This is a genomic window from Streptomyces sp. NPDC055400 (assembly GCF_053644375.1).
On the sequence record NZ_JBSHLM010000020.1, the window covers coordinates 83,076 to 94,644 of the forward strand.

The 11,569-nt window shown below is 70.2% G+C and carries 10 protein-coding genes; 7 read left to right on the forward strand and 3 right to left on the reverse strand.

What is annotated here, in order from left to right; translation table 11 throughout:
* Nucleotides 1-35 precede the first annotated feature (35 nt).
* Complete coding sequence (locus ACWIGU_RS39525) at nt 36-704, reverse strand: TetR/AcrR family transcriptional regulator (RefSeq protein WP_454406642.1); 669 nt, start codon at nt 702-704, stop codon at nt 36-38.
* 119 nt (nt 705-823) lie between these two features.
* Nucleotides 824-1,825 (reverse strand): hypothetical protein, encoded by a 1,002-nt coding sequence (locus tag ACWIGU_RS39530; protein ID WP_454406643.1) that lies wholly within the window; start codon nt 1,823-1,825, stop codon nt 824-826.
* A 120-nt stretch (nt 1,826-1,945) separates the two neighbouring features.
* Between ACWIGU_RS39530 and ACWIGU_RS39535 the strand changes: the two genes are divergently transcribed.
* Genes ACWIGU_RS39535 through ACWIGU_RS39545 form a run of 3 tightly spaced genes read left to right on the forward strand, consistent with a single transcriptional unit; the run spans nt 1,946 to nt 5,995 of the window.
* Nucleotides 1,946-2,992: an enoyl-CoA hydratase/isomerase family protein gene (locus ACWIGU_RS39535; protein WP_454406645.1), complete on the forward strand. Its 1,047-nt coding sequence runs from the start codon at nt 1,946-1,948 to the stop codon at nt 2,990-2,992.
* Nucleotides 2,985-4,508 carry a CoA transferase gene (locus ACWIGU_RS39540; RefSeq protein ID WP_454406647.1) on the forward strand — a complete coding sequence of 508 codons (1,524 nt, stop codon included), beginning with the start codon at nt 2,985-2,987 and terminating at the stop codon, nt 4,506-4,508. Before ACWIGU_RS39535 ends, ACWIGU_RS39540 begins: the two co-directional genes overlap by 8 nt.
* 50 nt (nt 4,509-4,558) lie before the next feature.
* Entirely contained in the window at nt 4,559-5,995 is a 1,437-nt protein-coding gene (locus ACWIGU_RS39545; protein WP_454406792.1) for an amidohydrolase family protein, read from the forward strand.
* A gap of 12 nt (nt 5,996-6,007) precedes the next feature.
* On the opposite strand, the gene ACWIGU_RS39550 is transcribed toward ACWIGU_RS39545, so the two are convergent.
* Nucleotides 6,008-6,577, reverse strand: coding sequence for a DoxX family protein (locus ACWIGU_RS39550; protein WP_454406648.1), 570 nt, complete (start codon nt 6,575-6,577; stop codon nt 6,008-6,010).
* A gap of 264 nt (nt 6,578-6,841) precedes the next feature.
* Between ACWIGU_RS39550 and ACWIGU_RS39555 the strand changes: the two genes are divergently transcribed.
* From ACWIGU_RS39555 to ACWIGU_RS39570, 4 genes are read left to right on the forward strand one after another with little or no spacing between them, the layout of a single operon-like run.
* Complete coding sequence (locus tag ACWIGU_RS39555) at nt 6,842-7,966, forward strand: ABC transporter substrate-binding protein (protein WP_454406649.1); 1,125 nt, start codon at nt 6,842-6,844, stop codon at nt 7,964-7,966.
* 42 nt (nt 7,967-8,008) lie between these two features.
* Nucleotides 8,009-9,964: a branched-chain amino acid ABC transporter permease gene (locus ACWIGU_RS39560; RefSeq protein WP_454406650.1), complete on the forward strand. Its 1,956-nt coding sequence runs from the start codon at nt 8,009-8,011 to the stop codon at nt 9,962-9,964.
* Nucleotides 9,961-10,746, forward strand: a complete 786-nt coding sequence (locus ACWIGU_RS39565) for an ABC transporter ATP-binding protein (RefSeq protein WP_454406651.1) — start codon at nt 9,961-9,963, stop codon at nt 10,744-10,746. Before ACWIGU_RS39560 ends, ACWIGU_RS39565 begins: the two co-directional genes overlap by 4 nt.
* A gap of 2 nt (nt 10,747-10,748) precedes the next feature.
* Nucleotides 10,749-11,486, forward strand: coding sequence for an ABC transporter ATP-binding protein (locus ACWIGU_RS39570; RefSeq protein ID WP_454406652.1), 738 nt, complete (start codon nt 10,749-10,751; stop codon nt 11,484-11,486).
* Nucleotides 11,487-11,569 lie beyond the last annotated feature (83 nt).

The window sequence follows — 11,569 nt, forward strand, 5'->3', positions numbered from 1 at the left end:
GCTTCAGGATGCACGGGACGACGTTGCCGTGGACGTCACGCGTGGCGACGACGCTGGTCGCGCGGGAGTTGTGCGACGGCTGCCATACGCTTGGCGCGGTCACCCTCTTCGGCCGCCACGTCGACTCCCACGTTCACGTAGTCCCAGAAATTGGCGACGCGTTTGGGTAGTTGCCGGGTGCGCGTACCGGGTACGAGGAAGCCGGACATCGCGATGCGCAGCAGGATTTCGGCGAGTTCGGGGCCGGTGATGACACGGGCATGGACGACAGCCGCGTCTTCGATCACGGGCTCCAGAACGTCGGCGACGATACGCACGCTGTCCGGGAGCTTCCGCTCCAGGAAGTCCAGGCCGAACTCCGGCTCCAGCTGGATCATCCGCAGCAGCTCGGGGGAGGCGGTCGCGTATCCGGTGATGGCCTCCATGACCACCCGCACTCGTTCTTCAGGGCGTGGCTGCTGGGCGACGGCCTGCCGCAGGTGCTGCTTCCAGCGCAGGAGGAGATGGTCGGGCAGCGCGTCGATGACGTCGTCCTTAGAGGCGAAGTAGCGGTAGAGAGTGCCCCTTGAGACGTTTGCGCTGTCGCCGATGTCGCTCATCGAGAGCTTCTGCAGTCCACGGCGGGCGGCTGCTCTGAGCGCGCCGTCGAGGATCCGCTCCACCGTTCCGGCCTCCCCGGGGGAGGCCGCACGGCGGGGTTCCATACTGCGTCCTGCGGACACGTTGGGTGCCCCCGTCCGATGTGTGGCCAGGTTCAATCGCACATGCTGAACGGATTGTACAATGATTGCCCCTTCAGTTGCATCTGCTGTGGCTCAGTCGGTCAGTCCGAGTCCCCGCCGGACGTGGTCGGCAGCGGGCCGGCCTGATGCTCGTGGAACTCGAAGAGTGCTCCGTCGAGCGCCCTCGGGTCGACCTTGATCAGCGATTCTCCGCCGACCGCTTCGGACTCCGGCACCCAGGTGAAGGGTGTTCCCCTGGACTCCAGATCGGCGGCCTTGGCCTCCAGGTCATGGACCGAGATTCTGGTGTAGTACGGGCCGGGTCCCCAACTGTGCAGGTAGGATCCGGTCTCGCCGTCCCAGGCCGTGGGTTCGAGCACGTCGACGGAGGCGCTGTGCGGCAGAGTGAAGGCCATCCTCGCCCGCCGGTAGCCTTCCTTGCGTAGGTGCTCGACCGGCCCGGCGGGCTCCCAGTCCAGGTTGGTGGACAGCTTGCGCAGCGTGTCGTCGATATCCCGTACGAGGACGCCGCGAGCCGTCACCCTGATCATCTCGCCCGGCGTGGGTTCGCGCGGTTCCGGCGGCGGGGTGATGAAGGTCTCGGCCGGCATCTGCAGCGGATCGACCGGCAGTACCTCGACGCAGAGTCCGCCGTCGACCGAGGGCTCGTAGTGGGGGTTCTCGGGCGTGACGCCGACCCACAGTCGTACCCAGGGCATCTCGGGTGTCATGGGCGCGATGCGGAACGGCAGGCGGCGGTGCGTGAGTCGCTGTACCAAGTCGTCGAGGCGGTCGGTGATGAGCACCAGGGAGTGCGTCTTGATGGGCCGGCGCTCGCCTTGGAAGGCTTCGAGGCTCTTGAGGAAGGCGGGGAAGTGGGGGTCGCCGTGATTCGGCTTGTCCAGGTGGCCTTGCGGTTCGATTCGGGTGGGCGCCACGGCGAGGGACTTGTGTACGCGCAGGAAGTGCGCGATGTACGGGTGGTCGGGGAATGCCTGGCGCCAGCGTGGGTGCTCCTTGATGCCGAGTGACTTCACCAGGAGAGACGCGGTGGCGTCCGGGTCCGAAACCATGAGATCGGCACTGAGCAGGAACTGGAACACATGACCTCCCGAACAGGGTGAACGACTTGAACGGTATTTGTTCATCCTGCACACTAGGGTCACGGTCTTGACGGGTCAACGCCGAACGCCATGTGGGGCAGCGCCAGAAAGGGGCGACTGGTGTCGGACATTCCGGTGGTGACGGTGGCCGAGGCCGCCCGGGACGAGCGGTTGCTGGTCCCGGCGCCGACCGAGCAACTCACGGCCGGCGATGTGCTGACCGTGGTGGATCTGGACAGCATGGATGACCTACAGGAGGCCGCTTTTCGGCTGGGACAGGCCCATCGTGTGTTCGTGGGTGTCGCCCGGCGCCGCGTGCCTTCCGCTGCCAGGACACTGCTTGACGCACTCACGCTGACACTCAGTACGGTCCATCAACCCGGACGGGCCCACATCAGGGTTGATGACGTGGATGCGGCGCTGGATCGGTTGATCGAATCCGTGCACGGCGCCCCGAGGGCGGCCCTGACACTGGCCGGGCTTCTCCGGCTGACACCGATGCTACCGGTGCCGGACGCGCTCGTCGCCGAGTCGCTGGGGTTCTCGATGCTGTTGGCAGGACCGGAGTTTGCCGCCTGGCGGCATGCCCACCCGGCCCGGCCGATCCCGCCCGCGACCCCGGATGCGGTGCTGCTGGAACGTACAGGGGACCAGTTGTTGGTGACCCTCAACCGACCGGCGCGGCGCAACGCCTTGGGGCGCGAGATGCGGGACCAACTGCTTGACGCGTTGGCAGTAGCCGCTGACCCGGGCATCGCCGTCGTCCAACTGCGCGGCAGCGGAGAGCACTTCTGCAGTGGCGGCGACCTGGACGAGTTCGGCACAGCCGACGATCCGGCCACCGCTCACGTAGTCCGCCTCGCGCGCAGCGTGGGGTATGCCGTACATCGGTGTGCCGACCGTGTCCTCGTTCAACTGCGAGGTGCCTGCATCGGCGCAGGCGTGGAGGTGCCGGCGTTCGCAGGCCGCGTGGTGGCGGACTCCAGCGCATACTTCGCCCTGCCTGAACTGTCGCTCGGTCTGGTGCCCGGCGCCGGCGGCACGGTCAGTCTGCCCCGGCGTATCGGCCGCTGGCGCACCGCGTGGATGGCGCTCACCGGCGAACGGGTCGACGCTGCTAGGGCGCACCGCTGGGGTCTCGTGGACGAGGTGGTCGCGGATGCCTGATACGAAGCGAGTGCGGGAGGCGGCCACCGGCTCCGATGCCGACCACGGTCCGCTGTCGGGGCTGCACGTGGCGGCGCGAGGTGACGACCCCGGCGCGCGCTACGCCGCATGGCTGCTCGACTGCCTCGGCGCCCACACCGTCCAGGCCGAGCGGGCGGACCTCGTGATCGACCCGGGTGACGGCGCGGCACATCCGCTCGATGACTGGGCGTCGAGCGGTGCCATGGCTCTGACCGGCCGCCCGGACGGCCCACCGCTGCCCACTCCCGGCGGCCCCGCGACAGCCGTTCGCGGCAGTCTGCTGGCCATCCAGGCCCTCGCCAACCGCATGGGCCACCATCCCGCACTCCCCGATTCCCGCCTGCTCGCAGAGCGGGCGGCGACAGCGGAACTCACCCGGCGCGGGCCGTACGCGCCGGGCGGGACGTTCCGGCTGCTGGGCACGCTCGACGGCGGGTGGATCGGGGTGAACCTGGCGCGGCAGGACGACCTCGACCTCGTCCCGGCGCTGACGGAACGGCACGTAGCGGAGCAGGCCCACTGGGATGTGCTCACTGCCTGGGCGGCGAGCAGGCCTGCCGCCGCGTGTGCCGAGCGCGGGCAGCTGCTCGGCATCCCCGTGGCGGTCCTTGGGGAGCCCGGCATGATGGACGCTCAGCTCGCGGCCCGAGGCCAGTACGGCCGAGTACGTCCTTTCCTGCTGCGTTCGGTGGGCGAGGCCGTGGGGCCGCTCGGGCGTGGACGTCCCCTGGTCGTCGATCTGTCCGCGCTGTGGGCCGGCCCGCTCTGCGCCCACCTGTTGGGGCTGACCGGGGCCCGCGTGGTGAAGGTGGAGAGCACCAGCAGGCCGGACGGTGCCCGTCGTGGGCCCCGGGCGTTCTACGACCTGCTGCACGCGGACCATGAGGCCATCGCCCTCGACTTCACCGATCCCGATGATCTGGACCTGCTGCGGGCCCTGTTGCACCGTGCGCACATCGTCATCGAAAGCTCGCGGCCCCGGGCCATGGCCCAACTCGGCATCGACCCATATGCGATCCTCGCCCGGACGCCCGGCCTGACCTGGGTGAGCATCACCGCGTACGGACGCACCGGCCCCTGGTCCGGTCGGGTCGGCTTCGGTGACGACGTCGCGGTCGCTGCGGGACTCGTCGCCCGCGACGAGACCGGTGTGCTGCCCTGCGGGGACGCGATCGCCGATCCGCTCGCCGGTGTCCACGCGGCGGTCGCGGCGCTCGCCTGCATCGGCGCGGGCGGCGGCCGGTTGGTGGATGTGGCCATGCGCGAATCGGCCGCCGCCGCGCTGGCTCTTCCCTTCGGCGACAGTCCGGCGCGTGTCGGCCGCACCGCACTGCCCCCGGTCGCGCGCGTTCCCTCGGGACGGGCGGCGGCTCACGGCGAGCACCGCCAGGCGGTGCTAGAGAGCCTGGGGCTGGGAGCGGGCCGAGGAGGTGCTGGATCGTGGGCGGTGTCAGCCGGAGCGTCGTCGGCCGGTTCGCCGAGCGAGCAGTCGTAGTGGCCGCGCGCACGTCACGTGACGAACTGCCCGCGCAGTCTGCGGAGCCGATGTTGTTGCGGAATGGGGAGGTCGGCCCCGGTCACCATGCTGACGTCCGAGTCGCCGGCGACCGCATCGTGGCCGTCGGCAACCCGCTGATCTCGCGTCGGGGTGAGGAGGTGTTGGATGCCCAAGGCGGTGCCCTGCTGCCCGGGTTGCACGATCACCATCTCCATGTGATGGCAATGGCGGCGGCTGAGACATCCGTCGGATGCGGCCCTCCCGACGTACGTGACAGTGCCACGCTGGGGATGGCGCTGCGGAACCACGCCGCGGCACTTCCGCCCGGCGCATGGGTACGAGGCATTGGCTATCACGAGTCGGTGGCGGGACTCCTCGACCGGCATCAGTTGGACGCGATGACCCTCGACCGCCCGGTGCGGATCCAGCACCGGGGTGGTGCGTTGTGGACGGTCAACAGCGCGGCTGCAGCCATGCTCGGGCTCGACTCCGTCAGCTTCGACGCCCCGCCAGGTGTGGAACGGGATGGCTCCGGTCACGCCACTGGCCGGCTCTGGCGGCTCGACAGCTGGCTGCGCGGGCGACTCGACACCCTCGGCGCCGTCGATCCGGAACCGGACCTCACCCGAGTGGGACGGCGGCTGGCGGCGTACGGCATCACCGGGGTCACGGATGCCACGCCGGACATGGCTCTTGGCACCCTGCGTCTGCTGCTGTCGGCCGTCCGGGACGGCCGCCTCCCGCAGCGTCTCCTTCTGCTCGGCGCCGATGCGCTCCCTCCGGGCCTGCCGGCCGAGCGCGTAGGACTGGGACCACGCAAACTGCTGCCCCCAGATCACGCCCCCTGGCCGTACGACGAACTGCTGGCCCGGATCCGCGTGGCACGGGGCGCCGGCCCCGTGGTGCCCCGGCCCGTCGCGGTGCACTGCGTGACGCTCGAAGGTCTCGTCGTCGCCGTGACGGCGCTGGAGGAAGCGGGAGTCGTGCCCGGTGACCGGATCGAGCACGCTGCCGTCGTGCCTCCGGCGCTCGCAGCGTCGATGGCCTCACTGGGGCTACGGGTGGTCACACAACCGGGCTTCGTCGCGGAACGTGGTGACGCGTACCGCCGTGACGCCGACCCGGTCGACCTGCCCCATCTCTATCCCTACGCATCGCTGCTCAGCGCCGGAGTCGCGACCGCCGCCTCCAGCGACGCGCCGTTCGGCTCCCCGGATCCGTGGGCCGTGCTGCGGGCCGCCCGCGACCGGCATGCACCGGACGGAGCTCCGCTCGGGCCGCACGAGAGCGTGCCCGCGTGCACGGCGCTCGACGGCATGCTCTCCCCTCCTCTGCGGCCCGGAGGCGCCCCGCGATCGATCGCCCCGGGTGAACCGGCGGATCTCTGCCTCCTGCACGTGCCGCGCGCGGTCGCGCTCGACGAGCCGGCGGCGGACCTGGTGCGGATGACCGTCTGCGGAGGGCGGGTCGTCCACGCCTCGTAGTAGTTGGACCGGTCATCCCTCCGGAGCGGCATCCGGATTGCTGTCCGGCCGGTAGCACGCCCGCAACAGAGCCAAGGCGCCGCCTACGCCGAGCCCGGCGGCGAGCGTCGCCGCCCCGGCCCCGGACCACTGACGTCGCATCAAGGCGTCCACGGAGTACGTGCCGTTGCCCATGGCGGCCAGGGCCACAGCGGCGCCGCCGACGACGCCGACGTACTCCCAGCCGCCTTTGAAGACGAAGAAGCCCTTGCCCCGGTGGTCGGTGCGGGCGGCTGTGGTCATCAGGCCGACGGCGGCCGCTGCAGGCAGCGGTCCCGCCACGCCCAGGGCCATGGTGACGCCCGCTGCCATCTCCGTGCCGGCCGCGAGCCGGGCCTGCGCGGCTGCCGGGCGCAGTCCGAGGGCCTCGAACCATCCGGTGGTGCCCTTGAGGCCGCCGGGGCCGTAGACCTTGTTCCAGCCGTGGGCGAAGAGCATCGGCCCCAGCGTGGCGCGGAGCAGCAGAGCGGCGGTGTCCCGTTCTGTACGTCTTCCGGCGGCGCCGGTGATGAAGGCCGGTCGACGTGTGAGTTTTCCGGTCATGCGTGCCTCCCGAAGGGTGCCGGAGCGGTGTCGTTGCCTCGCCGCGCGTGCCGGTGTGGAGCATATTGAACACACCCTGTGCATAGTGTCATCACCGTGCTATGACTGTCGTCACACGACGCGTGGCAACACGCATGGACACGGTGAGGGGACCACTGAACTATGCGAACCAGCCGGGTTGTTGTGGCAGCCGCCGTCATTGCCTTGGCGGCCGGTGTCGGTGGTTGTGGTGGCGGACAGGGCGCCAGCGACGGCGAAGGGACCGTGAAGGTCGGACTGATCACCACGCTCAGCGGTCCGCTCGCCGCGCAGTTCAAGAACGTCGACCGGGACTTCAAGGCCCGTATCGACAAGGCCAATGACGAGGACGAACTCGGCGGGCGCCGGATCGAGGCGGTCGTCGTCGACGACCAGGGCACCCCCCAGGGGAATGCCGCCGCAGCCAGGAAACTCGTCGAACGGGACAAGGCCGTCGCCGTTGCCGTCGAGTCGCCGTTCGTCTCGGGCGGCGCCCGGTACCTGGCCAGGCAGAAGGTGCCGGTCGTCGGTGGCCCGTACTCCGGGCAGGTGTGGGGACAACGGGGGTACGAGAACATGTTCGGCACCTGGGGTAGCCCAGACCCCTCCTCGCCGGTCTACTCGACGTACGGCACCTACATGAAGCAGGCCGGTGCGCACACCGTCGGAGCCTTCGGTTTCGGGAACTCACCCGCTTCCAAGGTCGATGCCGAGAGCCAGGCCAAGTCCGCCAGGGCGGCCGGGCTCAAGGTCGGTGTCGTGGACGTCGACGCGCAGATAGGAAGCCAGGACTTCGGCCCGCAGGCCCTTGCCGCCAAGGACAAGCGAGTCGACTACGTCTTCACCGCCTACGGGGCCGCGGGCAGCGCCGCGCTCTTGCAGGCCGCCAAGCAGTCCGGCGCCGATGTGAAGGGCGGCCTGATCGTGTCGGGCTACTCGCGCGCAGTCCTCGGAACGGACGCGGCGACCGCGCTCACGGGCGTCGACGTCTCCACCTACTACACCCCGCAGGAGCTGGGCAGCGCAGCGACCAAGGCCATCGTCGCCCAGCTCAAGAAGTCGGGCGGATTCGCCGACGGCGACTACTACGGCTTCGACATCCTCGGCTGGATCGCCGCCGACCTCGCCGTGAAGGGCCTGCAGGCCGCGGGTTCCGACATCAGCCGCGCGTCGTTCACCAGCGGCCTGCGCAAGGTCAAGGACTACGACGCGGGCGGCATGCTCCCCGGCAAGGTCGACTTCACTGCCTTCGGTCGGGGTACGGCCGAGGGACTCAGCGCGGACGGCTGCGTCTACATGCTCCGGCTGGAGAAGGACGCCTACGCCATGCAGAACGGCGGCAAACCGGTCTGCGGCAAGAAGATCAGCTGACGGCTGCGTGCAGACTCCCCAGAAGAGGAGGGGCTTGCCCCGATGACCTCGTACATTCTCGCAGGCCTGGTCGGCGGCAGTGTCTACGCCCTGGCCGCCCTGGGCCTGGTCTCGACGTATCTGGCAGCCGGCGTACTGAACTTCGCGTTCGGCGCTTACGCCTATTTCGCGGCGCGACTCTTCTACTTCCTCGCCGTCGAGCAGGGCTGGAACACCGCGACCGCCGCGGCCGTCGTCGTCCTGCTGGTGTCCCCGGCCATCGGCGCCGTGCTGTGGGCGCTGATCTTCCGGCGGTTGGCGGACGGCTCGGCACTCGTCAAAGTGGCCGTGACGATTGGGCTCGCAGTGGCGCTCCCGCCGCTGGCCCAACTGCTGTTCGGCGTGCAGGACATCGTCTCGGTCCCCGGCGTCACCCCGGCCGGCCTCGACGGCGTCACCCTCCTCGGCCTGTCGGTCTCGGCGAACCAGCTCGTCGTCCTCGGTGCCCTGGTCCTCGTCCTGTGCGCCGGCGGAGCGCTGCTGCGCTCTACGCGTGCAGGGCTCGTAGTGCGGGCGACCGTCGACAACGAGGAGATGACGGCGCTCACCGGCGTTGACCCCCAGCGGGTCGGCGTCGCCGTGTGGGGGGTGAGTTTCCTGCTCTCCGGCATGGCGGGCGTCCTGGTGGCCCCGACGCTCGGCCTCGATTCGCCGCAGAACTTCACCGTGCTCATCGCCACTGCCTTCACCGCCGTGGTCCTGGCCCGGCTGCGGCGTCCGGGGCGTGCGGCGATCGCCGCGCTCCTCATGGGGGTGGCCATCTCCCTGGTGCAGTGGGGCGTGCCCGAGGACGGCGACCTGCCGCGTCGGGTGGCCATCGCGGTGCCGTTCCTGTTCATCCTGGTGTTCCTGCTGTTCGGTACGCGGGGCGCGCAAGCGCAGGGCGGCGACACGGGCGACGATCTGCGGCGGCTCGGCGTACGGCTCGCGTCGACGCAGGAGCGTGCGGGGCGCGGCCGTGCCGGGATGCCGGCGGTGCGGCTCCGGGCCTTGGCCGCGCTCGTCCTGTTCGGGGCTGCCGTACCGCTCCTCGAGCCGCTGTGGATCGACCAACTGGCCCTCGGCGTCGGGTTCGCGATCGTCTTCCTCTCCATTGTGCTGGTCACCGGGGACGGCGGACTCATCTCCCTCGCCCAGATCACCTTCGCCGGCCTCGGTGCGCTGACGATGGGCGAACTGACCACCGGGCAGGGTTGGCCGCCGCTGCTCGCCCTGTGCGCGGCAGCCATCGCGGGTCTGCTGGTCGGCGCGCTGGTCGGCGCTGTGACGGCGCGCCTGGGCGGGCTGTACGTAGCGCTGATCACGCTCACCGTCGGACTCCTGGCGGACAACCTGGTCTTCCGGGCCGATCGCTTCTACGCGGCGGGCTTCGGGGTGGACGTCGCACGCCCCGGATGGGCCGAAGGGGGACTGCCGTTCCTCTACTTCGCCCTTGCCGTCTTCCTGTTGGCCGCCGCCTACCTCGCCTACCTGAGGCATACCACCACCGGCCGGGCCATCGTCGCGGCGCGCTGGAGCGAGCCCGCCGCCCGGGTGCTGGGGCTGTCCACGACCGGGATCCGGACGCTGGTGGTCGCGGTGGGGGGAGGGGTTGCCGCGCTCGGAGGGGCGGTGATCGCTATGCAGCAACAGGCCTCACTCACCGACGCGTTCGCCACACAGGTGGGACTGATCTGGCTGACCGTCGTCGTGGCGATCGGCATCCGGTCGCTGTCGGGTGCCCTGTTAGCCGGTCTCAGCTTCACCGTCATTCCGCAGTTGGTGGTCACCTACCTGCCCCCATCCTGGACCGGACTGCCGGTGCTGCTGTTCGGGCTCGCCGCGATCGGGATCGTCCGCCAGCCGGACGGCATCGTCGCCGACGCGAGCAGGTCCCTGGACGCCCTCACCGACAGGCTCCGGCCGCCGCGGAACCGCGTCACCACACCGTCCGAACCGAAGCAGGCGGTCACCCGATGAGCGCGGCGACGAGCAACGCATTGCTGGAATGCCGGGGCATCACCGTCCGGTTCGGCGGACTCCTGGCCCTTGATGACGTCTCGGTGAGGGTTCCGCCGGGGTCCGTGACCGGTCTCATCGGTCCCAATGGGGCGGGCAAGACAACGCTCTTCGGCGTTCTCTCGGGGCTGGTACCCGGCGCCTCGGGCCACGTGCACCTGGGCGGCAGAGACGTCAGCCGGGCAACCCCGCAGCAGCGTGCCAGGCTCGGCCTCGGCAGGACCTTCCAGCGGCCGGAGGTATTCGCGACCACCACCGTGCGGGATCATCTCTCGCTCGGTTGGCGGACCCGCCACCAGCGCTCCCGCGTCCTCAAAGACCTCATACCGCCGCTCGGTCTGCGCGCTGCCCGCGCCGAAGTCGAGCGCATCGCCCTACTGCTCGACGTACTGGGCCTGGCGCAGGCAGCCGACCGCCCGGCGGGTATCCTGCCGCTCGGTCTGCTCCGCCGCCTGGAGGTAGGCCGGGCCCTCGCCAATGAACCGCGGGTCCTGCTGCTCGACGAGCCCGCCTCTGGCCTGGACCCGAGCGAAACGGCCGAACTCGCCGAGGTCCTGCGGCGTGCGGTCGACACCGAGGGCATCGCCCTGCTGCTCGTCGAGCACGATCTGCCGTTCGTCCTCGGGCTCAGCGAGCAGGTGTACGTACTGGACTTCGGGAAGGTCATCGCCCACGGGACACCCGCGGAGATCTCGGAGTCGGCAGCGGTACGCGCCGCCTATCTCGGATTCGGGGAGGTGTGAGCATGCCGGCGAAACCGCTGCTCGAAGTGCGCGGATTGTCGGTGGCCTACGGCCCGGCACTGGTGCTGTCCGACGTCGATCTCACCGCGTCGGCGGGTGCGGCGGTGGCGGTGCTCGGCACGAACGGGGCCGGCAAGTCCAGCCTCGGCAAGGCGGTGTGCGCCCTGGTGCCGACGGCCGCCGGATCGATCAGGTTCCGCGGGGAGGACATCCGCGGACGCTCGCCCAGTGCCGTGAGTGCGGGCGGCCTCGCGTACCTGCCTGAGGGGCGGGGCATCTTCCGGGGCTTGAGCGTGCAGGACAACCTCCGCATGTTCTTCGGCGTCCGCGGCAGGTCCTCGCCGGCCGTGGAGGCCGCCTACGAGCGTTTCCCTCGCCTCGCGGAACGGCGCCGGCAGACAGCCGGGACCCTGTCCGGCGGCGAGCAGCAGATCCTTGCGCTGGCCCGCGTAGTCGCCGGACAGCCGGCACCGGCGCTGATCGTCGCTGACGAACCGTCATTGGGCCTCGCCCCCGCGCTCATCGACACGGTCTTCGAGGCGCTGGACAGCGCGCGTGCGGCAGGCGCGGCAATCGTCCTGATCGAGCAGTACGTCACGCGGGCGCTGGAGTTCGCCGACTCGGCGGTGGTCCTGCGCAAGGGCGTGGCCGTCTGGTCGGGCACCGCGACCGACGCGGGGGCGGCGGTTGCGGAGAGCTATCTGGATGGTGCGGGCACACCCGTTGCCGGAGGTGAGTGAACCACTTCCGAGCCATTGAACAGTTGGAGCTAATCTTGATTATTGTGTTCAGTCTACATAGGCTGAACACACGCTGAGGACGA